This window comes from Methylobacterium sp. CM6241, from assembly GCF_054817845.1.
The window spans coordinates 118857-142578 of the sequence record NZ_CM139246.1 but is presented as its reverse complement, the minus strand read 5'-3'; the positions used below and the strand labels follow the sequence as shown (position 1 = coordinate 142578).

General features: G+C 64.2%; 21 protein-coding genes. 19 read left to right on the top strand and 2 right to left on the bottom strand.

What is annotated here, in order from left to right; translation table 11 throughout:
• Positions 1 to 72: 72 nt before the first annotated feature.
• The gene (infC, locus tag ACYQR9_RS00660; RefSeq protein ID WP_018042013.1) at positions 73 to 594 is read left to right on the top strand and encodes a translation initiation factor IF-3; all 522 of its coding nucleotides are present in this window, start codon (positions 73 to 75) and stop codon (positions 592 to 594) included.
• Between the two features lie 163 nt (positions 595 to 757).
• On the opposite strand, the gene ACYQR9_RS00655 is transcribed toward infC, so the two are convergent.
• Both ACYQR9_RS00655 and ACYQR9_RS00650 read right to left on the bottom strand, forming a co-directional pair.
• Positions 758 to 3091, bottom strand: coding sequence for an amylo-alpha-1,6-glucosidase (locus ACYQR9_RS00655; RefSeq protein WP_461228359.1), 2334 nt, complete (start codon positions 3089 to 3091; stop codon positions 758 to 760).
• Between the two features lie 289 nt (positions 3092 to 3380).
• Complete coding sequence (locus ACYQR9_RS00650) at positions 3381 to 4514, bottom strand: glycosyltransferase family 4 protein (protein ID WP_056434388.1); 1134 nt, start codon at positions 4512 to 4514, stop codon at positions 3381 to 3383.
• A 460-nt stretch (positions 4515 to 4974) separates the two neighbouring features.
• Here ACYQR9_RS00650 and ACYQR9_RS00645 point away from each other — a divergent pair, with 460 nt between their 5' ends.
• The 18 genes from ACYQR9_RS00645 (at position 4975) to ACYQR9_RS00560 (ending at position 23650) form a co-directional block, all read left to right on the top strand.
• The gene (locus ACYQR9_RS00645) at positions 4975 to 5340 is read left to right on the top strand and encodes an NADH-quinone oxidoreductase subunit A (protein WP_056434386.1); all 366 of its coding nucleotides are present in this window, start codon (positions 4975 to 4977) and stop codon (positions 5338 to 5340) included.
• Positions 5341 to 5393: 53 nt separating this feature from the next.
• Entirely contained in the window at positions 5394 to 5981 is a 588-nt protein-coding gene (locus ACYQR9_RS00640; RefSeq protein WP_019906836.1) for a NuoB/complex I 20 kDa subunit family protein, read from the top strand.
• Between the two features lie 9 nt (positions 5982 to 5990).
• On the top strand, positions 5991 to 6635 hold the full coding sequence (locus ACYQR9_RS00635) for an NADH-quinone oxidoreductase subunit C (RefSeq protein WP_056434384.1): 645 nt from the start codon (positions 5991 to 5993) through the stop codon (positions 6633 to 6635).
• 16 nt (positions 6636 to 6651) lie between these two features.
• A complete protein-coding gene (locus tag ACYQR9_RS00630; RefSeq protein WP_056434382.1) occupies positions 6652 to 7842 on the top strand; it encodes an NADH-quinone oxidoreductase subunit D in 1191 nt (396 codons plus the stop codon).
• Between the two features lie 22 nt (positions 7843 to 7864).
• Complete coding sequence (gene nuoE / locus ACYQR9_RS00625; protein WP_461228358.1) at positions 7865 to 8926, top strand: NADH-quinone oxidoreductase subunit NuoE; 1062 nt, start codon at positions 7865 to 7867, stop codon at positions 8924 to 8926.
• A 1-nt stretch (position 8927) separates the two neighbouring features.
• Positions 8928 to 10229, top strand: a complete 1302-nt coding sequence (gene nuoF, locus ACYQR9_RS00620) for an NADH-quinone oxidoreductase subunit NuoF (protein ID WP_207412258.1) — start codon at positions 8928 to 8930, stop codon at positions 10227 to 10229.
• 43 nt (positions 10230 to 10272) lie between these two features.
• Positions 10273 to 12354, top strand: a complete 2082-nt coding sequence (gene nuoG, locus ACYQR9_RS00615) for an NADH-quinone oxidoreductase subunit NuoG (RefSeq protein ID WP_461228357.1) — start codon at positions 10273 to 10275, stop codon at positions 12352 to 12354.
• Between the two features lie 12 nt (positions 12355 to 12366).
• Positions 12367 to 13383 (top strand): NADH-quinone oxidoreductase subunit NuoH, encoded by a 1017-nt coding sequence (nuoH, locus tag ACYQR9_RS00610; RefSeq protein WP_056434374.1) that lies wholly within the window; start codon positions 12367 to 12369, stop codon positions 13381 to 13383.
• Positions 13384 to 13407: 24 nt separating this feature from the next.
• The gene (gene nuoI / locus ACYQR9_RS00605; RefSeq protein WP_056434372.1) at positions 13408 to 13896 is read left to right on the top strand and encodes an NADH-quinone oxidoreductase subunit NuoI; all 489 of its coding nucleotides are present in this window, start codon (positions 13408 to 13410) and stop codon (positions 13894 to 13896) included.
• Between the two features lie 122 nt (positions 13897 to 14018).
• Entirely contained in the window at positions 14019 to 14639 is a 621-nt protein-coding gene (locus tag ACYQR9_RS00600) for an NADH-quinone oxidoreductase subunit J (protein WP_461228356.1), read from the top strand.
• A 28-nt stretch (positions 14640 to 14667) separates the two neighbouring features.
• The gene (nuoK, locus tag ACYQR9_RS00595; protein WP_056434368.1) at positions 14668 to 14973 is read left to right on the top strand and encodes an NADH-quinone oxidoreductase subunit NuoK; all 306 of its coding nucleotides are present in this window, start codon (positions 14668 to 14670) and stop codon (positions 14971 to 14973) included.
• Positions 14974 to 15076: 103 nt separating this feature from the next.
• Complete coding sequence (gene nuoL / locus ACYQR9_RS00590; protein WP_461228355.1) at positions 15077 to 17179, top strand: NADH-quinone oxidoreductase subunit L; 2103 nt, start codon at positions 15077 to 15079, stop codon at positions 17177 to 17179.
• A 47-nt stretch (positions 17180 to 17226) separates the two neighbouring features.
• Complete coding sequence (locus tag ACYQR9_RS00585; RefSeq protein WP_461228354.1) at positions 17227 to 18747, top strand: NADH-quinone oxidoreductase subunit M; 1521 nt, start codon at positions 17227 to 17229, stop codon at positions 18745 to 18747.
• Between the two features lie 13 nt (positions 18748 to 18760).
• Positions 18761 to 20203 (top strand): NADH-quinone oxidoreductase subunit NuoN, encoded by a 1443-nt coding sequence (gene nuoN / locus ACYQR9_RS00580; protein ID WP_419951413.1) that lies wholly within the window; start codon positions 18761 to 18763, stop codon positions 20201 to 20203.
• A gap of 106 nt (positions 20204 to 20309) precedes the next feature.
• The gene (locus tag ACYQR9_RS00575) at positions 20310 to 21068 is read left to right on the top strand and encodes a biotin--[acetyl-CoA-carboxylase] ligase (RefSeq protein ID WP_461228353.1); all 759 of its coding nucleotides are present in this window, start codon (positions 20310 to 20312) and stop codon (positions 21066 to 21068) included.
• A 12-nt stretch (positions 21069 to 21080) separates the two neighbouring features.
• Positions 21081 to 22754, top strand: coding sequence for a ribonuclease J (locus tag ACYQR9_RS00570; protein ID WP_056434357.1), 1674 nt, complete (start codon positions 21081 to 21083; stop codon positions 22752 to 22754).
• A gap of 150 nt (positions 22755 to 22904) precedes the next feature.
• Positions 22905 to 23309, top strand: a complete 405-nt coding sequence (gene mce, locus ACYQR9_RS00565; RefSeq protein ID WP_056434356.1) for a methylmalonyl-CoA epimerase — start codon at positions 22905 to 22907, stop codon at positions 23307 to 23309.
• On the top strand, positions 23306 to 23650 hold the full coding sequence (locus ACYQR9_RS00560; protein ID WP_461228352.1) for a DUF1467 family protein: 345 nt from the start codon (positions 23306 to 23308) through the stop codon (positions 23648 to 23650). Before mce ends, ACYQR9_RS00560 begins: the two co-directional genes overlap by 4 nt.
• Positions 23651 to 23722: the final 72 nt, after the last annotated feature.

The following is a 23722-nucleotide window of genomic DNA, read 5'->3' as shown; positions in this document are numbered from 1 at the left end:
GGGGCGATGTCCGCAGGCTGCCGTTTCGTCGTTCACGAGGAGATTGAAGCCATTCGTAGACCAATGAGAGCCATGCCGGCCCCGCAGAAGGACGGGCCGCGCGCCAACAGGGACATCCGTGGCGTCCGCGAAGTGCAGCTCATCGATGATACCGGGCAGAACCGCGGTGTCGTCGCCTTCTTCGACGCGTTGGCCCTCGCCGAAGAGGCGGGCCTCGATCTCGTGGAGATCGCGCCGAACTCCGTTCCTCCCGTCTGTAAGCTGCTCGATTACGGCCGCTTCCGCTTCAACGAACAGAAGAAGCAGAACGAGGCCCGTAAGAAGCAGAAGACGGTCGAGGTCAAGGAGATCAAGCTCCGCCCCGGCATCGACAAGCACGATTACGACACCAAGATGAAGGCCGTCATCCGGTTCTTCGAGGAAGGCGACAAGGTGAAGGTCACCCTGCGCTTCCGCGGCCGTGAGATGGCTCACCAGGATATCGGCCTGCGCCTGCTGGAGCGGGTGAAGAACGAGACCCAGGAAATCGCCAAGGTGGAAAGCGAGCCGATGCTCGAAGGCCGCCAGATGATCATGATCCTGGCGCCGCGCTGAGACGCTTTCCGTCCCTTCACTGGACTTGAGAACATTGAAAGCCGCTTCCCGATCCGGGAAGCGGCTTTTTTATCGCCTCGTGGCCACTCACGGTATCCCGTGATTCGGCACGGCTTTGCATCCGCGGAGAGGGGAGGGGCGGCGTGTGAACCGCCCCCGAGGGTTACTTCACCACCGACACCTGCGCGTCGCCGACACGCCTGAGCACGTTGACCGTGACATCGCTTCCGTAGCGCTGGACACGCAGGTCGATCCGCGATTCGCCCAGCTTGAGGTTGAAGATCGAGACGCCTTCGAGGAAGTCCGGCAGGGTGGGGTTGCGGAGCCGGATGCGGTTGCGGTCGTGCTGGATCTCCAGGCCGATACAGGCGGAGAGGAAGGCGAACGGTGCCGCCGCCGCCCAGGCCTGCGGCGAACAGGCGACCGGATAGGAGACCGGTCCGCGCTGGTTGCGCCGCATGAAGCCGCAGAACAGCTCCGGCAGGCGCTTCTGGTCCTGGTAGAGCGCAGTATCGAACATGCCCTGGAAGATGCGCGACGCTTCGGGCTTCAAGTCGTAGCGAGCGAGGCCCATCGCCACCATGGCGTTGTCGTGCGGCCAGATCGAGCCGTTATGATACGACATCGGATTATAGCGGGCCTCGCCACGCGCGATGGTCCGCACGCCCCAACCGTTGAACCCGTCCTTCGACAGGAGATTGGCAGCGACGCTCGCGGCCCGCTCCGGCAGGGCGATGCCGGTGAAGAGGGCGTGGCCGGCATTGGACGAGCGCACGGCGCATTGCTTCTTCGCCCCGTCGAGGGCCAGCGCGTAGGTGCCGATCTCCTCGCACCAGAATGCTTTGTCGAAATTCTCACGCAGGTGCCGGGCCTCGTCTCCGAGGCGGGTGGCGAGAGCGTCATGGCCGAGCAAGGTCGCGAGTTTGGCCATGCCGTTCTTGGCGGCATAGACGTAACCCTGGACCTCACACAGAGCGATCGGCCCCTTTGCGAGCTGTCCGTCGGTGTGGAAGATCGAATCGTGGCTGTCTTTCCAGCCCTGGTTCTCCAGGCCCTTGTCGGTGTCGCGGGCGTATTCGACGAAACCGTCGCCGTCCCGGTCGCCGTACTTGTTCATCCATTCGACGGCGAGTTCGAGGGCCGGCCAGATCCGCGCAATGGTCTCCCGGTCGCCGGTGACGGCATAATACTCATAGGCCAGCATGACGAAGAGCGGCGTGCCGTCGATCGTGCCGTAATAGTGGCGGAACGGCACTTCGCCGAGCATCGCCATCTCCCCGCGCCGGGTCTCGTGTAGCACCTTGCCCGGCTGGGCATCGGCGGCGGGGTCCACGGCCTTCGCCTGGGTCGAAGCCAAGTAGCGCAGGACGCCCTTGGCGAAATTCGGGTCGATCCAGAGGGCCATCATCGCGGTGATGATGCCGTCGCGGCCGAACACGGTGGAGTACCAGGGGATGCCGGCGAAGGGGTAGATCCCCTCGGGCGTGCGGCTCGCCAGCATGTAGAGGTCGGCGGTGGCGCGGCAGGCCGCCTCGTTGAACTGGTCGTTCGACGAGATGATCGTGGTGATGCCGGCGGTGAGTTGGCGCAGGTCCCGCCGCGCGTCGCGATAGGCGCGGGCGAAAATCACGCCTTCGCCGAGGCCCTTCGGGTGCCGTGCACCGGCCCCGCTGCCCGCCGCCTGCGACAGACCGGCCGCTGCATCCTCGCCCACCTTTTCGGCGGCCGGGGCACTGGTGAAGGCGCGGTGCGATTCGCAGACCACGCGGATGAACAGCGACGTCCGGCCGCCAGGGGGCAGCGAGACTTCGAACTCGGCCCGGCCCGGCTCGATATGTTTCGGCTTCGGCCCGAAATGCAGGCTCGTGGTGCGGACCACCTCGTCGAGTCCGACATAGCGGAACTGGACCTCGGTCTCGCTCGCCACCTGGACGCTACGCTTGCCCCGGATGGGACGGTCCATTCCGCGCACCTCGAACAGGTCGCGGTAATCGGCGTCGAAGGTGATGCCGATCTTCAGCTTCCAATGCCGAGAATCGTAATTGCGCAGGCCGATCCGGTCGTAGCAGGCCCCCTTGAACAGGAACTTGGTACGCTCGATCGCGATCAATTCGCGCGGAATCGTGGTCTCGTCGTGAGCGTCGATGCGGATGTCGGGCGTCGTCATGTCGACGCTCAGCGCACCGTTATCGTCCTGCATCACCGAGGACAGGAGCAGCGGCCGCTGCTCCTCGATGGTGAAGCCGAGGCGCGAGAGGTAGCGCGTATCCTGGAAATACAGGCCTTCCGGCCCAGGTAGCACGCCGATATCGCCGTAACTGTCGAGGACAGCGAAGGCCTCTCCGTACTTCAGTGAGCGCAAGGGACGCTCCACCAGCGAGGTCTGCGCCTCGATATGATATTGCGGCAGCACCGCGTCGGCATCCTGGAAGCCTTGCCCCAGGCCATTCGCGCTGGAACCGTCCTGTGTCGTCGCCGTGGAAGTGTTCGCCGCCATGCCTGAACGTCTCCGGGAAGTGGGCTGCCGGACCTGCAGCATCGAGGCGAAGCCATACCCGGCCCGATGCCGCAGATCATTGTTTAAGTTCGGACTCGCATGAAACGCGGCCATGCGTTTCGGCCCGATACGCTCGATCGTAGCCCGCGAATCAAAAGGCCGCCGATCGCGACCAGGCGACTCGGCGGCCTTCTGGAACCGGTCTCGGCGGATCCGCTCGAAGCGGCACCGATACGGGGAAGGTTAGCAAGGCTGATGCCCGATGGCATCAGCCTTTCGCTAGAGATTTTCAGGCGGGCATCGCCGCGGCTGAGAGCGAGGGGCGGGCCGAACCGTTCAAGTCGCCATAATGCGGAGTGAAGGCGCCCGCATGCGGCATCGTGATCACGTTGGGCTGACCCGCGATCAACTGCTCGTAGACCGCCACGTACTTCTTCACCATGCACTCGGCGGTGAACTGGGTTTCGAAGTGGCGACGGACACCGGCGCGGCTCATGGTCTTCACCTTGTGCACGGCCGCGATGGCATCATCCATCGTGTCGCAAAGGACACCGCTGACGCCGTCGGCGATGACTTCGGGAACCGAGCCGTTGCGGAACGCGATGACCGGCGTACCTGCTGACATCGCCTCGATCATGACGAGGCCGAAAGGCTCCGGCCAGTCGATCGGGAAGGCGAGCGCCAGCGCGTTGCCGAGGAAGTCCTTCTTCTGTTCTTCGTTGATCTCGCCGATGAACTCGACGAGCGGGTGATGGATCATCGGCTCGATGACCTCGTCCCAGTAATCCTGGTCTGCCTTATCGACCTTCGCGGCGATCTTGAGCTTCACGCCGGACTGGATCGCCATCTGGATCGCGCGGTCGGGACGCTTCTCCGGAGAAATGCGACCGAGGAAGGCGAGGTAGCCACCTTTGGCGTCCGGGTAATACGGGCAGTTCTCGGCCGGCAGACCGTGATGGATCGTCGACTGCCAGTTCGAGTTGGAGGGCATCGGTTCACGCTGATTGTCGGAAATCGACACCAGCGGCATGCCCGTGAAGGTACGGTAGACCGGCATGAAATCAGGCACGTCGAGGCGACCATGCATGGTCGTCACGCACTTATGGTAAAGATCTTCGAACATCGGATACTGAAGCAGATCGATGTGGAAGTGCAGCACGTCGAATTCGTGGGCCCGCTTGTGCACGTTGTGCAGCATGGCGAGATGGCTGGCGGTATGGTCCCGGTAGCCGAGAAGGCGAAGGCCCTCCGGCGTGCAGGCAGCCAGCTTAGCCGACGTCTCGGAATCACCGCTGGCGAACAGCGTGACGTCATGGCCCTGGCGGACGAGTTCTTCCGTGATCCACGATACGACGCGCTCGGTGCCGCCATAGAACTTGGGAGGCACGGCCTCCGAGAGCGGAGCAATCTGGGCAATGCGCACGAAACGTCTCCTGTAAGGTCGAATGTTGCGACGACCTAACGCCAGCCGGCCTGAGTGGGACATGAACGGAACTCACGGCCAAGGTTATGGTTCCGAGCGCTTGCCGAGCGCCATGTTTACCTTTGCGTTAACCTTGGATGTCCCCGGTATCCTCGTTTCCACCCGGCCCATCGACCCGGTCCGGCGAGGCGCGGTGCCATGCAGGAAGCCGGCCAGAATTCCCGGTCGGCAGGCCCGGTGATGCCCATCTTGGAGGGGCCTGCGCGGATCGGTCGTGTTGAAGGATGCGATCCTTGGCATACCTCCGTGTCATGCCTGGATTTGTGCGACGCAGGTCGCCCTTGTTTCGCTCAAGGGGGTCGTCTAAGCCTCGCGCCTGCGCAGTCTGGCATTGGAGCAATTCCATACCATCCCGGCGCTCGCGAGGCGTTTCGCTCGCCACGAACACGAGAGGTGTCGCATGACAGGCCTGTTGGCGGATTATCTGCCCCTCATCGTCTTCATCGGCGTGTCGCTCTTCATTGCTGTGGCGTTGCTCGTGGCTCCCTTTCTCGTGGCCTATAACAGCCCTGATCCGGAGAAGCTTTCGGCCTACGAGTGTGGCTTCAATGCCTTCGATGACGCCCGCATGAAGTTCGACGTGCGGTTCTACCTCGTTGCTATTCTTTTCATCATCTTCGACCTGGAAGTGGCATTCTTGTTCCCCTGGGCGATCACCTTCGGTGAGCTCGGCTGGTTCGGGATGTGGTCGATGATGGCCTTCCTCGGCGTGCTCACGGTCGGGTTCGTCTACGAGTGGCGCAAGGGCGCCCTCGAATGGGACTAACTATCCCGTCGACCTGACATTCGCATTGCCCGAAGCCTGATCCCGAGAAACCGATGGCCTTCAGCCCCGATATCACCCGGATCCCCGCCGTTGCACCGGCACCGAAAGGGATCATCGACCCGAATACCGGTCGCCCTATCGGCGCCGACGATCCGACCTTCCTGTCGATCAACAGCGAACTCGCCGACAGGGGTTTCCTGATCACCTCGACGGACGACCTCATCAATTGGGCCCGCACCGGGTCGCTGATGTGGATGACATTCGGCCTCGCCTGTTGCGCCGTCGAGATGATGCAGATGTCGATGCCGCGCTATGATTGTGAGCGCTTCGGCTTCGCTCCGCGCGGTTCGCCCCGGCAATCCGACGTGATGATCGTCGCCGGCACGCTGACCAACAAGATGGCTCCGGCCCTGCGCAAGGTCTACGACCAGATGCCCGAGCCCCGCTACGTGATCTCCATGGGCTCCTGCGCCAATGGCGGCGGCTACTATCACTATTCCTACTCGGTGGTGCGCGGCTGCGACCGGGTGGTGCCGGTGGACATCTACGTGCCGGGCTGCCCGCCCACGGCGGAGGCGCTACTCTACGGAGTGCTTCTGCTCCAGAAGAAGATCCGCCGTACCGGCACGATCGAGCGCTGAGGATTCGCGATGAGCAACGGCATCTCGATCCTCGCGCATACGGCCGCCCCCGCCGACGGTTCGCTCCAGGCGCTCAGCGACCATGTGGGCGCGGCCCTCGGGCCGGCCATCGTCTCGCGCGCCATCGCCTTCGGTGAGCTGACGTTGAACGTTCAGGCGAGCGATATCGTCTATGCGCTCACCTATCTGCGCGACGACCCGACCTGCGCGTTCCGCTGCTTCATCGATATCTGCGGCGTTGATTATCCCAACCGGGCCAAGCGCTTCGACGTGGTCTACCACCTGCTCTCACTGCGCCATAACAGCCGCATCCGGGTGAAGGTGCAGGCCGACGACCAGACCGCCGTACCCTCCGTCATCGAGGTGTTCCCGGCGGCAAACTGGTTCGAGCGCGAAGCCTACGACCTGTATGGAATCCTGTTTTCGGGACATCCGGACCTGCGCCGGCTGCTCACCGATTACGGTTTCGAGGGCCACCCCCTGCGCAAAGACTTCCCGCTCACCGGCTTCGTCGAGGTTCGATACGACCAGGACGAGGCCCGTGTCGTGTACGAGCCGGTGAAGCTGACCCAGGAATTCCGGAACTTCGACTTCCTCTCGCCGTGGGAGGGCACCGAATACGTGCTCCCGGGCGATGAGAAAAAGTCGGCTTGAGCAGCGGAGCGAGGCCATGACCGAGCACAATATCCGCAATTTCGCGATCAATTTCGGGCCGCAGCACCCGGCGGCACACGGCGTTCTGCGTCTCGTGCTGGAACTCGACGGCGAAATCGTCGAACGCGTCGACCCGCATATCGGCCTGCTCCATCGCGGCACCGAGAAGCTGATCGAGCACAAGACCTACCTGCAGGCGACGCCGTATTTCGACCGGCTCGACTATGTCTCGCCGATGAACCAGGAGCATGCCTTCTGTCTCGGCATCGAGAAGTTGCTCGGGCTCCAGGTGCCGCGCCGGGCTCAGCTGATCCGCACGCTGTTCTGCGAGATCGGCCGCATCCTGTCTCATCTCCTCAACGTCACCACGCAGGCCATGGATGTGGGCGCGCTGACGCCGCCGCTCTGGGGCTTCGAGGAGCGTGAGAAGCTGATGATCTTCTACGAGCGCGCGTCGGGTGCTCGTCTCCATGCCAATTACTTCCGGCCCGGCGGCGTGCACCAGGACCTGCCGCCCGCGCTGATCGACGATATCGAAGCCTTCATCGACCCGTTCCTGCAGGTGGTCGACGATCTCGACGACCTCGTCATGTCGAACCGCATCTTCAAGCAGCGCAACGTCGATATCGGCATCGTCACCGTGGACGAGGCCATGGCCTGGGGTTTCTCGGGCGTGATGGTGCGCGGCTCCGGCATCCCGTGGGACCTGCGTAAGTCGCAACCCTATGAATGCTACGAGGAGATGGAATTCGACGTCCCCGTGGGAAGGAACGGCGACACCTACGATCGGCAGGTCATCCGCATGGAAGAGATGCGGGAATCGGCCAAGATCATGCGCCAGTGCTGCATCAAGCTGCGCGAGCCGGCGGGAATGGGGGCGATCGCCGCCACGGACGGCAAATTCGCACCGCCGCCGCGCCGGGAAATGAAGCGCTCGATGGAAGCGCTGATTCATCATTTCAAGCTCTACACCGAGGGCTTCCACGTGCCGGCCGGCGAAGTCTACGCCGCCGTCGAAGCGCCCAAGGGCGAGTTCGGCGTCTATCTCGTGGCCGACGGCACCAACAAGCCCTACCGCTGCAAGATCCGCGCTCCGGGTTTCGCCCATCTCCAGGCCATGGACTGGATGTGCCGCGGCCACATGCTGGCCGACGTGTCCTGCGTGCTCGGCACGCTCGACATCGTGTTCGGCGAGGTGGACCGGTGACGGTATTCGAGGTTTCGCACTGATGGCCAATCGCAGACTCGCCCCCGCTTCCGAGCAGCCGGCCAGCTTCGCTTTCTCGCCTGAGAACGCCGAATGGGCCAAAGGGCAGATCGAGAAGTATCCCGAAGGCCGTCAGGCCTCCGCGGTGATCCCGCTGCTGTGGAAGGCGCAGGAGCAGAATGGCGGCTGGCTTCCGCAGAAGGCCATCGAGGCGGTGGCCGCCGAACTTGGCATGCCGCATATCCGCGTGCTCGAAGTCGCGACTTTCTACACGATGTTCGCCCTTGAGCCGGTGGGCCGGTTCTGGATCCAGCTCTGCGGCACGGTGCCGTGCGATTCCTGCGGTGCGCGCGAATTGAAGGGCTATCTTCGGGAGCGCCTCGGCGCACCCGGCCATGTCAGCGCCGACGGCAATTTTTCCTGGCTCGAAGTCGAGTGTCTCGGCGCCTGCTGCAACGCGCCCATGGCCCAGATCAATCAGGATTACTACGAAGACCTGACGCCCGAGCTCCTCGGCAAACTGATGGACGACCTCGCGGCTGGACGCCCGGTCAAGATCGGTTCGCAGGTCGGGCGCACGTCATCCGAGCCGATGGGCGGGGCCGACACGTTGAGCGACGAGACCTTGTTCGATGGGTCGCGCGTGGGCGCATGGCGGAAGCGGTTCGAAGATCAGGCCGCGAAATCCGACGATGCAGTGGGCAAGTCCGAAGCTGTCTCGTCCGAGCAGCGCGCGGCGTCCGACCCGAAGCCGGCTAAGCCCGATTCGGGCCGCGCCGTGGAGGAGCCGCCGACCGACGCCCCAGCTCAGCGTAACGCATCCGGCGAGACGCCGGTGAAGCCGGGCGACAAGGCCGATGCGGCTGACCCGAAGGAATCGACGGCCCAGCCGAACAAGCCGGCTCCGTCCGCGCCCGAGACGATCGCCGAGGCCGAGGCCGCTGGAGCCGAGGCGGGTACGCAATCCGATATGCCACGCGATGAACCGCCGCCGCAGCCGGTCGCCTCCGGCGCGAGCGCGGACGAATCCTCACCGAAACCGACCGAGCCGAAGACGCCGTCCGCCAACGCGAAGGAGATCTGACATGCTCTCAGATCAGGATCGCATCTTCACCAATCTGTACGGTCTGCATTCGCCCGGTCTGGAAGAGGCCAGGAAGCGCGGCGCGTGGGACGGCACCAAGTTCCTGCTGGAAATGGGCCGCGACTGGATCATCGACGAGATGAAGGCGTCCGGGCTGCGCGGGCGCGGCGGTGCCGGCTTCCCGACGGGCCTGAAATGGTCCTTCATGCCCAAGAAGTCAGATGGGCGTCCGCACTACCTCGTGGTCAATGCCGACGAATCCGAGCCGGGGACCTGCAAGGACCGGGAGATCATGCGGCACGATCCGCATCTCCTGATCGAGGGCTGCATGCTGGCCTCGTTCTCCATGGCGGCCCATGCCTGCTACATCTACATCCGTGGCGAGTACGTGGCCGAGAAGCATGCCTTGCAGAAGGCGGTCGACGAAGCTTACGCGGCCCGTCTCGTGGGCAAGAATAATGTCCACGGCTACCCGTTCGACATCTACGTCCATCACGGCGCCGGCGCCTACATTTGCGGCGAGGAAACCGCCCTGCTGGAAAGCCTCGAAGGCAAGAAGGGTATGCCGCGGCTGAAGCCGCCTTTCCCCGCCAATATGGGCCTCTACGGTTGCCCGACGACCGTGAATAACGTCGAGTCGATCGCGGTAGCGGGGACCATCCTGCGCCGGGGCGGGGCCTGGTTCGCCGGTCTCGGCGGCAAGAACAACACCGGCACCAAGCTGTTCTGCGTCTCCGGCCACGTCAACAAGCCTTGCAACGTCGAGGAAGAACTCGGCATCACCTTCCGCGAGCTGATCGACAAGCATTGCGGTGGCATGCGCGGCGGCTGGGACAACCTGCTCTGCTCCATCCCTGGCGGCTCTTCAGTGCCCCTGGTGCCGGCTGAGCAGATCATCGACGCCAAGATGGACTTCGACACCCTGAAGAATCTCGGCTCCGGTCTCGGCACGGCGGCGGTCATCGTCCTCGACCGTTCCACCGACATCGTGTCGGCGATTGCCCGCATCGCATATTTCTACAAGCACGAATCCTGCGGCCAGTGCACGCCTTGCCGCGAGGGCACGGGCTGGATGTGGCGTGTGATGCTGCGCATGGCCGAAGGCCGCGCCCAGCGCCGCGAGATCGACATGCTCCTAGACGTGACGAAGCAGATCGAGGGCCACACGATCTGCGCGCTCGGCGACGCGGCGGCCTGGCCGATCCAGGGCCTCATCCGCCATTTCCGTCCCGAGATCGAGAAGCGCATCGACCGCTACAGCGCCAACCCGCACAGCGATCCTGTGCGGATCGCCGCGGAGTGATCGCCATGTCGTTCGGACCGAAATTCGTTACCGAGAAGCACGCATGACAAAGCTCATCGTCGACGGCACCGAGGTCGATGTTCCGGCCGAGTACACCCTCCTGCAAGCTTGCGAAGTCGCGGGCGCGGAGATCCCGCGCTTCTGCTTCCACGAACGGCTGTCCATCGCGGGCAATTGCCGGATGTGTCTCGTCGAGCTGAAGGGGGCGCCTAAGCCCGTCGCCTCATGCGCCTATGCGGTAAAGGACTGCCGCCCCGGACCCAATGGTGAGCCGCCGGAGATCCTGACGCGGTCCGGAACCACGAAAAAGGCCCGCGAGGGGGTGATGGAGTTCCTCCTCATCAATCACCCCCTCGATTGTCCGATCTGCGACCAGGGCGGCCATTGTGACCTGCAGGATCAGGCGATGGCCTACGGCGTGGATTCGACCCGTTACGGCGAGAACAAGCGCGCCGTCGAAGAGAAATATATCGGCCCGCTGGTGCGGACCGCCATGAACCGCTGCATCCATTGCACCCGCTGCGTCCGCTTTCTCGCGGAAGTGGCCGGCGTGCCGGATCTCGGCGCCATCGGCCGCGGCGAGGACATGGAGATCACGAGCTATCTCGAGAGTGCCATGGGCTCCGAGCTTCAGGGCAACGTCGCCGATCTCTGCCCCGTGGGCGCCCTCGTCCACAAGCCACAGAGCTACGAGGTGCGGCCCTGGGAGCTGTCGAAGACCGAATCCATCGACGTGATGGACGCAGTCGGCTGCGCCATCCGTGTGGACGCCCGTGGCCGTGAGGTCATGCAGATCGAGCCTCGGGTGAACGAAGACATCAACGAGGAGTGGATCTCCGACAAGACCCGCCATGCGGTGGACGGGCTTCGGGCGCAGCGTCTCGACCGTCCCTACCTGCGTGAGAACGGCCGCCTGCGCCCCGCCTCCTGGGGCGAGGCGTTCGCCGCCATCGCCGCCCGGATGAAGAGCGCCGACCCGAAGCGTGTTGGCGCCATCGTCGGTGACCTTGCCGCCGTGGAGGAGATCTATGCCCTGAAGACCCTGATGGGGTCGCTCGGCGTGACCAATCTCGATTGCCGTCAGGCCGGCGAGGCGATCGACCCGGCTTGGGGGCGCGCCGCCTACACGTTCAATCCCACCATTCCGGGTATTGAGGAGGCGGATGCGATCCTGCTCGTCGGGACGAACCCGCGCCTGGAAGCCTCGCTTCTCAACGTTCGTATCCGCAAGCGTTGGCGCATGGCGCCTCTGGCGGTGGGCCTGATCGGCGAGGCGGTGGATCTTACCTATCCCCATACCTATCTCGGCGCCGGCCCCGAAACCCTGGCCGATATCGCCGCCGGAAAGCATAGCTTCTCCGAGGTGCTGAAAAGCGCCAGCCGACCCCTCGTGATCGTGGGAACCGGCGCGCTGACCCGGCCCGACGGCGCTGCCATCCTCTCGTCGGCGGCGGCGCTCGCCAAGGATATCGGTGCGGTCACCGCCGAGTGGAACGGCTTTGCCGTGATCCAGACTGCTGCAGCCCGCGTCGGCGCGCTCGATCTCGGCTTCGTGCCGGGGGAGGGGGGCTTGGCTCTCGGGCAGATGGTCGAGCCCGGAGCGCTTGACGTGCTGTTCAACCTCGGAGCCGACGAGGTCGAGATCGGCGCAGGCGCGTTCGTGATCTACCAGGGCACCCATGGCGATCGCGGCGCGACCCGCGCGGACGTGATCCTGCCGGGCGCGGCCTATACCGAGAAGAACGCCACTTTCGTCAATCTCGAAGGCCGTGTTCAGACGATCAACCGCGCCGGTTTCCCGCCGGGTGACGCCCGCGAGGATTGGGCGATCCTGCGGGCGCTCTCCGATGTCCTCGGCAAGCGTCTTCCCTTCGATTCGCTCGGGGCCCTGCGTCGCGACCTCTATGCGGCGTACCCGCATTTCGCTGCCCTCGACGCGATAGCCACGAGCGACGTGGCCGCCACTGTCGACACGCTTGCGGGGCTCGGAGGCGAGCCGGGCCGTTCGGCCTTCGTGTCCGCCGTTCCGGATTTCTACCTCACCAACGCTATCGCCCGCGCTTCGCGGGTCTTGGCCGAATGTTCGAGCCTCGCGCAGACGCGCGGTCTCGAAGCGGCGGAATAAGGGCTGCCGACCATGCTGGAAATCGTCGGCACCGTCCTACTGCTGATCCTGAAGAGCTTCGTGCTCCTCGCCTTGCTGCTGGTATTCATTGCCTATGCGCTGCTGGCCGATCGTAAGATCTGGGCGGCGGTGCAGCTGCGGCGCGGCCCTAACGTCGTCGGGCCATGGGGCCTGTTCCAGTCCTTCGCCGATCTGCTGAAGTTCGTGCTGAAGGAGCCGGTGATTCCGGCAGGCGCCAATAAGGGCCTGTTCTTGCTGGCACCGCTTGTCTTCGCCACCTTGGCTCTCGCCGCCTGGGCGGTGATCCCGCTGGCGGAAGGCTGGGCCATCGCCGACCTCAATGTCGGCATTACCTACATTTTCGCGATCTCGTCACTCGGCGTCTACGGCGTGCTGATGGGCGGCTGGGCCTCGAACTCGAAATACGCCTTCCTCGGCGCGCTCCGCTCTGCAGCGCAGATGATCTCGTACGAGGTCTCCCTCGGATTCGTCATCATTTGCGTCCTGCTCTGCGCCGGGTCGCTCAACCTCTCGCGCATCGTGATGGCGCAGGACACCTCACTGGGCATCCTCGGCTGGTACTGGCTCTGGCTGTTTCCGATGTTCGTGGTGTTCTTCGTCTCGGCGCTCGCCGAGACCAACCGCCCACCCTTCGATCTGCCGGAAGCCGAATCGGAGCTCGTGGCCGGCTACATGGTCGAGTATTCCTCGACGCCCTACCTGCTGTTCATGCTCGGCGAGTACGTGGCGATCATGACCATGTGCGCATTGGGAACGGTGCTGTTCCTCGGCGGCTGGCTCTCGCCGATCCCGTTCGCGCCCTTCACCTGGGTGCCGGGCCTGATCTGGTTCGCCCTGAAGGCCAGCTTCCTCTTCTTCATGATCGCCATGGTGAAGGCCATGGTGCCGCGCTACCGCTACGACCAGCTCATGCGGCTCGGCTGGAAGGTGTTCCTTCCGCTTTCCCTCGTCTCGGTCGTGGTCGTCGCCTTCGTCCTCAAGCTGACCGGCCTTGCGCCGGGCGTCTGACAACCCCTCACGGAGATCCGAGCCATGAAGCTCGATCAAGTCGCAAAGGGTCTGCTGCTGAAGGAGTTCGTGTCGGGGTTCGCCCTCGCCATGCGCTACTTCTTCAAGCCCAAGGCCACGATCAACTACCCCTTCGAGATGGGGCATCGCGGGCCGCGCTTTCGCGGCGAGCACGCGCTGCGCCGCTATCCGAACGGTGAGGAACGCTGCATCGCCTGCAAGCTGTGCGAGGCGATCTGTCCCGCGCAGGCCATCACCATCGAGGCCGGTCCGCGCCGCAACGACGGCACGCGCCGCACCACACGCTACGACCTCGACATGGTGAAATGCATCTATTGCGGCATGTGCCAGGAGGCCTGTCCGGTGGATGCCATCGTGGAAGGGCCGAACTTCGAGTTCTCCGTGGAGACCCGCGAGGAGCTTCTCTACGACAAGGAGAAGCTTCTCCTGAACGGTGACCGCTGGGAGCGCGAGATCGCGCGCAATCTCGCAGTGGACGCACCATACCGGTGATGACACGGCGCTCCGGCGGTTGTGCGCCGCAGGGGTGGGTTCTATAGACGGGCGGCCTGCACGGGCTGGTTTGAATTTAGGCAGAAGGGGCCGTCCTCGGGACGGCTGATCTCCATAATCGCATGAGTGCAGCCGCAGCCTTCTTCTACCTGTTCGCCGGTGTCGCGATCGCGTCCGCGTTCATGGTCATCACCTCGCGCAACCCTGTCGCGTCGGTGCTCTTCCTCATCCTCGCCTTCGTCAACGCGGCCGGCTTGTTCGTGCTGATGGGGGCCGAGTTCCTGGCGATGATCCTGGTGGTCGTCTATGTCGGCGCCGTCGCCGTGCTGTTCCTCTTCGTCGTGATGATGCTCGACGTCGATTTCGCGCAGCTGCGCCAGGGCTTCCAGCAGTACCTGCCGATCGGCGCATTGATCGGCGCGATCTTCCTCATCGAGCTCCTGCTGGTGGTCGGCTCCTGGACGATCGATCCCGGCCTGATGCAGGCGCCGCTCGGTCCTCTCGCCAATGTCGAGGGTGTCACCAACACCCAGATGCTCGGGCGCGTGCTCTATACCGACTACGTTTTCTTCTTCCAGCTGGCCGGTCTGATTCTGCTGGTGGCGATGATCGGGGCCATCGTGCTCACCCTGCGTGACCGGCCCGGCGTGAAGCGCCAGAACATTGCCGTGCAGAATGCACGGACGCAGGGGATGGCGGTGGAAACCCGCAAGGTGCCGTCTCGCCAGGGCGTCGAGGTCTGATGTCGGCTCAACACAAGGATCAGCGCTCATGATCGGCTTGAGCCATTACCTGACGGTGGCGGCGATCCTGTTCACGCTCGGCGTGCTCGGCATCTTCGTGAACCGCAAGAACATCATCGTCATCCTGATGTCGGTCGAGCTCATCCTACTCGCGGTGAACATCAACCTCGTGGCGTTCTCCACCCATCTGAACGACATCACTGGCCAGATCTTCGCCCTGTTCGTGCTCACGGTGGCGGCGGCGGAGGCAGCCATCGGGCTCGCCATCCTCGTTGTGTTTTTCCGAAACCGCGGCTCCATCGCGGTGGAGGACGTGAACATGATGAAGGGCTGAGCTTCACCCAAGCCGAGCCGCGCGGCTTCCCGCGCGATCCCATTGACGAGAATGGAGCGATGCCGGGTATCCGGCACGCTTCCGGAGGCCGGGCCAGCCAGCGATGTATCACGCGATCGTCTTCTTCCCGCTCATCGGCGCCCTGCTCGCCGGCCTGTTCGGCCGGCAGCTCGGCCCTCGCGTGTGCGAGTACATCACCACCGGCTTCCTCGCCTTCTCCGCCCTCCTGTCCTGGGGCGCCTTCTTCGAGGTGCCTGGCTCGGATCACGCGACCCGCGTGCAGGTGGCGACGTGGTTCACCGCCGGTGACCTCGTGGTCGACTGGGCTTTCCGGATCGACACGCTCACCGTGGTGATGCTGGTGGTGGTGACGACGGTCTCGACCCTCGTCCACCTCTACTCCGTGGGCTACATGGCGGAGGATCCGCACCGGCCGCGCTTCTTCGCCTATCTGTCGCTGTTCACCTTCGCCATGCTGATGCTGGTGACGTCGGACAACCTCGTTCAGATGTTCTTCGGTTGGGAGGGCGTCGGCCTCGCCTCCTACCTGCTGATCGGGTTCTGGTATGAGAAGCCTTCAGCCAATGCGGCGGCGATGAAGGCCTTCATCGTCAACCGGGTCGGCGATTTCGGCTTTTCGCTCGGCATCTTCCTCGTCTTCGTCCTGTTCGGTTCGGTGGCCTTCGACGGCATCCTGCCGCGCGCCGCGGAGCTCAAGGACGCCACGTTCCACTTCCTCGGCTATGACTGGAACGCCATGACCCTGGCGTGCCTGCTCCTGTTCATGGGCGCCATGGGCAAGTCGGCGCAGTTCCTGCTCCATACCTGGCTGCCGGATGCCATGGAGGGACCGACACCGGTCTCCGCCCTGATCCACGCCGCCACCATGGTGACGGCGGGCGTCTTCATGGTGGCGCGCCTGTCGCCTTTGTTCGAAGTGGCGCCAAACGCTCTCATCGTCGTGACGATCATCGGCGGTATCACCGCGTTCTTCGCGGCCACGATCGGCATGGTGCAGAACGACATCAAGCGGGTCATCGCCTACTCGACCTGCTCGCAGCTCGGCTACATGTTCGTGGCGCTGGGCGTCGGCGCCTATTCGGCCGCCGTGTTCCACCTCTTCACCCACGCTTTCTTCAAGGCGCTTCTGTTCCTCGGCGCCGGCTCGGTCATCCACGCGATGCATCACGAGCAGGACATGCGGAACATGGGGGCGCTCCGCCGCTACATCCCCTTCACCTCCGCGATGATGACCATCGGCACCCTGGCGCTGATCGGCTTCCCCTTCACTGCCGGCTACTATTCGAAGGACGCGATCATCGAAGCGGCCTATGCCTCGACGCGGCCCGGCCACACGCTCGCCTTCCTGTGCACGGTCGTGGCCGCATTGATGACCTCGTTCTATTCCTGGCGCCTGTTCTTCATGACGTTCGAGGGTCCGGCCCGCTGGGCGGGCCACGGCGCCGCTCATCATGACGATCATCACGCTGCACCTGCTTTGGCTCACGCCGCCTCTGCTACCGCCGACGGCGCACCGGGACACCACGAGGGTGTCGCGCACGACGACAAGGGCCATGACGTAGAGCCGGCGTCACACAGCGCTATCGAGCATCACGACCATGTGCACACGCCGCATGAGAGCCCGTTGGTGATGACGATTCCCCTGGCGATCCTGGCCTTCGGTGCCCTGTTCGCCGGTCTGCTCTTCAAGAACCGCTTCATCGGCGAGGGCATGGAATCGTTCTGGGGCCACGCCCTCGGTCACGGTCCCGACAACCACATCATGCACGACATCCATTCGGTGCCGGCTCTTGTGGCCTACTCGCCCTTCATCATGCTGGTGATCGGCTTCTTGCTGGCCTTCTGGATGTATATCCGCCGTCCCGAACTGCCGGGCCGGCTCGCCGCCCAGCAGCCAAGCCTGTACCAGTTCCTGCTCAACAAGTGGTATTTCGACGAACTCTACGACCGGATCTTCGTGCGCCCGGCCAAGAACTTCGGCAAGTTCCTCTGGAAAGAGGGTGACGGCCGGGTCATCGACGGACTAGGCCCCGACGGCATCGCCACCCGCGTGCTCGACGTCACTCGCGGGGTCGTCCGATTGCAGACCGGTTACGTCTATCACTACGCCTTCGTCATGCTCATCGGCGTCGCCGCCATTGTCAGCTGGTACATGCTCACCGGCCTGCCCAAGGTCGGACACTGATGTCGCGCGCAATGACGGCCGCCAACCCGTATCGGAGTGCCCGCTAGATGTTCGGCCTCGGCATTCTCTCCGGCCTGCTGATCGTGCCGCTCTGCGGCGCGGCCTTCATCCTGACCCTCGGCAATGAATCCGAGAGCGTGAAGCGCAATGCCCGCTGGGCGGCGCTCGCGACCACTATTGTCACTTTCCTCCTCAGCCTCGTCGCCTGGGGCCGGTTCGACCCGTCGACATCGAGCTTCCAGCTTGTCGAGACCCATGGCTGGCTCGCCGAGACGATCAAATTTAAACTCGGTGTCGACGGATTCTCGATGCCGTTGATCCTGCTCACCACGTTCCTGATGCCGTTCTGCATCGGTGCGTCGTGGCTCTCGGTGAATACGCGGGTGAAGGAGTATTTCGTCGCGTTCCTCGTCCTCGAGACGACGATGATCGGCGTGTTCTGCTCTCTCGACCTCGTGCTGTTTTACCTGTTCTTCGAGGCTGGCCTGATCCCGATGTTCCTCATCATCGGCATCTGGGGCGGCAAGCGCCGGATCTACGCGAGCTTCAAGTTCTTCCTCTACACCCTGCTCGGCTCGGTGCTGATGCTCCTCGCCATCATGGCGATGTACTGGCACGCTCGCACCACCGACATCCCGACCCTGCTGCAAACCCGCTTCCCCGTCGGCATGCAATACTGGTTGTGGCTCGCCTTCTTCGCCTCCTTCGCGGTGAAGATGCCGATGTGGCCGGTCCATACCTGGCTGCCCGACGCCCACGTGGAAGCGCCCACCGCCGGCTCGGTGATCCTCGCCGGCATCCTGCTCAAGATGGGCGGCTACGGCTTCATCCGGATCTCGCTGCCGATGTTCCCGGATGCCAGCGCCTATTTCGCGCCGATGGTCTTCGCCCTCTCGGTCATCGCGATCATCTTCACGTCGCTGATCGCGCTGATGCAGACCGACATCAAGAAGCTCATCGCCTATTCGTCTGTGGCGCATATGGGCTTCGTGACGCTGGGCCTGTTCACCCTCAACGAGCAGGGCATCCAGGGCGCCCTGTTCCTGATGATCTCGCATGGCATCGTCTCGGGCGCGCTCTTCGTCTGCGTCGGCGTGGTCTACGACCGGATGCACACCCGCGAGATCGCGGCCTATGGCGGCCTCGTGAAGCGGATGCCGCTCTATGCTGCAGCGATGATGGTGTTCACCATGGCCAATGTCGGCCTGCCCGGCACGTCGGGCTTCGTCGGCGAGTTCCTGGCCATGATGGGGGCCTTCAAGGCCAACCCGACGGTCGCGTTCTTCTCGGTCTTCGGCATCATCCTTTCGGCCGGCTATGCCCTCTGGCTCTATTCCAGGGTGATCTATGGCAAGCTCGAGAAGCCCAACCTGCAGGGCATCCTCGATCTCGACCTGCGGGAGAAGCTCATCCTCGCGCCTCTCGTCGCCCTGACGATCTATTACGGCGTGCATCCCGCGCCCATCCTCGACACCTTCGCCCCCTCCACGGAGGCGCTGATGCAGAGCATGAAGTCCGCGCTCTCGAACACGCAGACCGCGGCGGTTCTTCCGCCCGTGGCGCGCTGAAGGTCGACGTAAGATGACCGCTATCCAGGCCGTCCTGCCCTCGCTCTCGCCGGTGATGCCGGAGCTGATCCTCGCGATCGGCGTGCTCGGGCTGATCCTCTACGGCGCCTTCCGCGGCGAGCGCTCTGTCGAGACCATCAATGTCGGCGCACTCATCCTGTTGATTCTCGCCTTCTTCGTGGTCGTGTCGCAGTCGGGTGCCAAGGTCACGACCCTCAACGGGTCGTTCATCATCGACAACTTCTCGAAGGTGATGAAGGCGCTGATCCTGCTCGGCTCGGCCGCCACGATCCTGCTCTCGCGCGACTATTTCCAGCGCGAACGCATCGACCGGTTCGAGTTCCCGATCCTGATCGTGCTCTGCACCATCGGCATGATGGTGATGGCCTCCGCCAACGATTTGATCGCGCTCTATCTCGGCCTCGAATTACAGTCGCTGGCCGCTTACGTGATCGCCGCCTTCCACCGGGACAACCTGAAATCCACCGAGGCCGGGCTGAAGTATTTCGTCCTCGGAGCCTTGTCCTCCGGCATGCTGCTCTATGGCTCGTCACTGGTCTACGGCTTCACCGGCACCGTCTCCTTCCCCGGTATCGTCTCGGCGTTGAACGACAATGCCGGTTTCGGCATCGTGCTCGGCATCGTGTTCGTGGCCGCCGGCGTCGCCTTCAAGATGTCGGCCGTGCCGTTCCACATGTGGACACCGGACGTCTACGAAGGGTCGCCCACTCCTGTGACGGCGTTCTTCGCCTCGGCGCCGAAGATGGCCGCCGTCGCCATGACCGTACGCGTCTTCATCGGCGCCTTCCCGGACGTGACCGCGATCTGGCAGCAGATCATCGTCTTCGTCGCCATCGCTTCGATGACGCTCGGTTCTTTCGCGGCCATCGGCCAGCGCTCGATCAAGCGTCTGATGGCCTATTCCTCCATCGGCAATATCGGTTACGCCCTCATCGGTCTCGCCGCTGCCTCGGAGGAGGGGATCCGAGGCGTGGTGATCTACATGATCATCTATCTCGCCATGACGCTCGGCGCCTTCGCCGTGCTTCTCTCGCTGCGTCGCGGCGGCCAGATGTACGAGACGGTCGACGATCTTTCCGGTCTTTCCCGGACACATCCGGTCATGGCCTTCTGCCTCGCCGCGATGATGTTCTCACTCGCCGGCATTCCGCCGCTCGCCGGCTTCTTCGGCAAGTTCTATGTCTTCGCCGCCGCCATCAAGGCCGATCTCGTGGGCCTCGCGGTGATCGGTGTCGTGACCTCGGTGGTCGGCGCGTTCTATTACCTGCGTCTGGTCAAGGTGATGTATTTTGACGAGCCGCAAGCTCCCTACGAAGTGATGCCGCCCGGCCTGCGCATCGTGCTCGGTCTCTCGAGCGCCGTCGTGGTCCTGTTCTTCCTGGTGCCCTCTCCCCTTGTCAGCGCGGCAGGCGCCGCGGCCAAGTCGCTGTTCTAGGATTTTGTCTCTCGAAAGGCCGGATTATCGGCTCGGCCCGGCTGCGAGAGCGGCCGGGCATCGGCTTCACGTTTACGAGAGCCTCGGCTCCACCAACACCCGGGCGATGGAGCTGTCACGCGAGGGTGAAAGGGGCCCCCTGTGGGTTGTCGCGCTCCGGCAGGAAGCGGGGCGTGGCCGCAGGGGGAGCGCATGGACGTCGTTGCCGGGCAACCTCAGTGCCAGCTTGCTCTGGCCGGTTTCGGACGTCGATCCGGAACAGGTTCCGAGCTTGGGCTTCGTGGCGGGCGTCGCGTTGATTTCCGCCTTGAAGAGAACGATCGGGCCACGCCACCTCGAGGCGGCCGGCATGACACCTCAGGATGGGATCGAGGATCGGAAGTCCGGTCGGGCAAGCCCCTTCCGCCTCAAATGGCCCAATGACGTGCTGGCATCGGGTGCCAAGCTCGCGGGCCTTCTCCTGGAGGCGGAAACTCATCCGGGCGGGCGTCGCTCCGCGGTGATCGGGTTCGGCGTCAACGTCGCCGCGTCACCGCAGGACTTGCCTTATCCCGCGACAAGCCTCAGTCAGATAAAGCACGAACCGCGCGCCGAGGATCTGTTCGACCATCTGTCGGATGAGATCGTCGTTGCAGCGCGACGATGGAATCGAGGCCGCGGGTTTTTATCGATCCGTGAGCTTTGGCTCGATGACGCCGCCGGGATCGGCGCACCGGTCTCGGTGCGAACGGGCGGCGAGATCGTGCAAGGAATTTTCGAGACGATCGACGAGGCGGGGCGGCTCGTCGTCCGATCGGATGATGGGACGCGACGGACCGTGACGGCGGGCGAGGTGCATTTGGGTTCGGCCGCGACGGCGGCTTGAGGTTGAACAGTGATGACGACAGGGCAAGACGAACTCGTCTTCGTGCCGCTCGGCGGCGTGGGCGAGATCGGCATGAATGCGGCACTCTACGGCTTCGGGCCGGAAAAGCGCCGGAAATGGATCATGGTCGATTGCGGAATGGGCTTTGCCGGGGAAGAGGGCTTCCCGGGCATCGACCTGATGTTTCCCGATCTCAGCTTCATCGAGGAGCGCAAGGACGATCTCCTCGCCATCTTCATTACCCACGCGCACGAGGATCATATCGGCGCGATCGGTGAATTGTGGCCCAAGCTGAAGGCTCCGGTCTACGCCACACGCTTCGCCAAAAACCTGCTCGAGGCGCGTCGCCTGAGTGAGCCGGGCGCGCCGAAGGTGATCCTGCGCGAGATCGCGGCGCACAAGCCGGTAACGGTCGGACCGTTCGAGATCGAATACGTTCCGGTTTCGCATTCGATCCCGGAATCGAACGCTGTCGCGATCCGCACCGCCCATGGCCTCGTCCTGCATACGGGCGACTGGAAGCTCGACGCCACGCCGATCCTCGGCGACGTCACCTCGGAAGCCTCGTTCCGCAAGCTGGGCGACGAGGGCATCATCGCCATGATCAGCGATTCGACCAACGTCGTACGCGAGGGCCGCAGCCCGAGCGAGGCCGAGGTCGCCGCCACCCTGCGTGAGCTCATCGCAGAAGCGCCTCACCGGGTCGCCGTCACCACCTTCGCCTCCAACGTTGCCCGCATGCGGGCGGTGGCGGAAGCCGCGCGTGATTGCGGCCGCGAGGTCGTCGCCGTCGGCAGGGCCATGGACCGGGTGATCGGTGTCGCCCGCGAATGCGGCTTCCTCGACGGCCTGCCCGATTTCCGCTCGGCCGACAGCTACGGCTACCTGCCGCGCGACAAGGTGGTCTGCCTGCTCACCGGGTCGCAGGGCGAGGAGCGCGCTGCGCTCGCCCGCGTCTCCCGCGACGACCATCCCGACGTGACGCTGGCCGCCGGCGACCGCGTGATCTTCTCGTCTCGCGCCATTCCCGGCAACGAGCGGGCGGTGGGTGCGATCATCAACGATCTGGTCAATGCCGGCATCGAGGTGGTGACCGACCGGACGAAACTCGTCCACGTCTCCGGCCATCCCCGTCGCGACGAAATGGCCGAGATGTATGCGTGGACCCGGCCGAGGACGGCGATTCCCGTCCACGGCGAGGCGCTCCATCTCGACGAGCATGCCCGCTTCGCCCTGGCCCAGGGTGTCGGCAACGTGGTCAAGGCCCGCAACGGCAGTGTCGTGCGCCTCGCCCCCGGCACGCCGGAGATCACCGACCACGTGAAAGCCGGGCGTCTGTTCAAGGATGGCAACATCCTGATCGATGCAAAGGATCGCGCGATCCCTGAGCGGCGCAAGCTGTCTCAGGCCGGTGTCGTCTCGGTCGCCATCGCCATCGACGTCCAAGGTGAGGTTCTCGGTGAGCCGGCCATCGACATCATGGGCCTGCCCAATCGCGGCAAGAACGGCCAGCCGATGCTCGACGTCGCCGTCGAAGCCGTGTCGCGGACCCTCAGCGGCCTGTCGAAGCAGAAGCGTAAGGATGCCGAAGCGGTCGAGAAGGCCGTCGATCGTGCGATCCGCTCGGCCGTGAACGAAGCCTGGGGCAAGAAGCCCGCCTGCCACGTGCAGGTCGTGGAGGTGTGATGCTGCCTCCCTCCCCCTTGTGGGGAGGGAATGAGGGTGGGGGTGGTTCAGGACAGGGCGCAACCTCTTCGGAGCCACCCCCACCCCTAACCCCTCCCCGCAAGGGGGAGGGGAATGCGCGCACAGATGACGCAGAGAAGGGAGCAGACCATGATCGGACGCCTGAACCACGTGGCCATCGCCGTGCGCGACCTCGACGCGGCCTGTGCCATCTATCGTGACACCCTCGGCGCCACGCTCACCGAGCCCCTGCCGCAGCCGGAGCACGGCGTCACGGTGGTTTTCGTGAACCTGCCCAACAGCAAGGTCGAGCTGATGTCGCCTTTGGGCGAGGGTTCGCCCATCGAGAGCTTCGTGGAGCGCAACCCCAATGGCGGCGTGCACCATGTCTGCTACGAGGTCGACGACATCATCGCCGCCCGTGACAAACTGAAGGCTCAGGGCGCCCGCGTCCTCGGTACCGGCGAACCGAAGATCGGCGCTCATGGCAAGCCGGTGCTGTTCCTCCACCCCAAGGATTTCCTCGGCACCCTGGTTGAACTGGAGCAGGTGTGAGCGGCGTGACCGCCCTCGTTCAGACCGTCTCGGCCACGATCTGGCGGACGCTGGCCACCATGATCGTCATCGTCTCGGCGGTGGCGATCCTCTCCGTCGTATTGTTCAAGCTGACGGTGTTCGGAGCCTTTGCCCTCTATTTCGTGGTCTGGTGGACGCTGCTCTTCGTCATTCTGCCCATCCGCAATCAGGTCGAGACGGACCCGTCGCTGATCGTGCCGGGACAGGACCCGGGGGCGCCCGCGGCGCCGCGGCTGCGCGAGAAGGCGATTTGGACGACGCTCCTCGCCAGCGTCGTGTTTCTCGTCGTCATCCCGATCTTCGAGTTGTCGGGGCTCTAGCGCCGCGATCCGGCGAGGTGTCGGATCGTCCTGCGTCCACACCCGGAGAACCACGTCGGCCATAAAAAAAGC

Bases quoted from the DNA above. Each gene is read 5' to 3' on its own strand.
- nuoG (WP_461228357.1), top strand. From the start codon at position 10,273: ATGACAAAGCTCATCGTCGACGGCACCGAGGTCGATGTTCCGGCCGAG.
- nuoH (WP_056434374.1), top strand. From the start codon at position 12,367: ATGCTGGAAATCGTCGGCACCGTCCTACTGCTGATCCTGAAGAGCTTC.
- ACYQR9_RS00630 (WP_056434382.1), top strand. From the start codon at position 6,652: ATGACCGAGCACAATATCCGCAATTTCGCGATCAATTTCGGGCCGCAG.
- nuoN (WP_419951413.1), top strand. From the start codon at position 18,761: ATGACCGCTATCCAGGCCGTCCTGCCCTCGCTCTCGCCGGTGATGCCG.
- nuoE (WP_461228358.1), top strand. From the start codon at position 7,865: ATGGCCAATCGCAGACTCGCCCCCGCTTCCGAGCAGCCGGCCAGCTTC.
- ACYQR9_RS00570 (WP_056434357.1), top strand. From the start codon at position 21,081: ATGACGACAGGGCAAGACGAACTCGTCTTCGTGCCGCTCGGCGGCGTG.
- ACYQR9_RS00635 (WP_056434384.1), top strand. From the start codon at position 5,991: ATGAGCAACGGCATCTCGATCCTCGCGCATACGGCCGCCCCCGCCGAC.
- infC (WP_018042013.1), top strand. From the start codon at position 73: ATGCCGGCCCCGCAGAAGGACGGGCCGCGCGCCAACAGGGACATCCGT.
- ACYQR9_RS00640 (WP_019906836.1), top strand. From the start codon at position 5,394: ATGGCCTTCAGCCCCGATATCACCCGGATCCCCGCCGTTGCACCGGCA.
- nuoF (WP_207412258.1), top strand. From the start codon at position 8,928: ATGCTCTCAGATCAGGATCGCATCTTCACCAATCTGTACGGTCTGCAT.
- mce (WP_056434356.1), top strand. From the start codon at position 22,905: ATGATCGGACGCCTGAACCACGTGGCCATCGCCGTGCGCGACCTCGAC.
- ACYQR9_RS00645 (WP_056434386.1), top strand. From the start codon at position 4,975: ATGACAGGCCTGTTGGCGGATTATCTGCCCCTCATCGTCTTCATCGGC.
- ACYQR9_RS00585 (WP_461228354.1), top strand. From the start codon at position 17,227: ATGTTCGGCCTCGGCATTCTCTCCGGCCTGCTGATCGTGCCGCTCTGC.
- ACYQR9_RS00655 (WP_461228359.1), bottom strand. From the start codon at position 3,091: ATGGCGGCGAACACTTCCACGGCGACGACACAGGACGGTTCCAGCGCG.
- nuoI (WP_056434372.1), top strand. From the start codon at position 13,408: ATGAAGCTCGATCAAGTCGCAAAGGGTCTGCTGCTGAAGGAGTTCGTG.
- ACYQR9_RS00600 (WP_461228356.1), top strand. From the start codon at position 14,019: ATGAGTGCAGCCGCAGCCTTCTTCTACCTGTTCGCCGGTGTCGCGATC.
- nuoL (WP_461228355.1), top strand. From the start codon at position 15,077: ATGTATCACGCGATCGTCTTCTTCCCGCTCATCGGCGCCCTGCTCGCC.
- nuoK (WP_056434368.1), top strand. From the start codon at position 14,668: ATGATCGGCTTGAGCCATTACCTGACGGTGGCGGCGATCCTGTTCACG.
- ACYQR9_RS00575 (WP_461228353.1), top strand. From the start codon at position 20,310: ATGGAGCTGTCACGCGAGGGTGAAAGGGGCCCCCTGTGGGTTGTCGCG.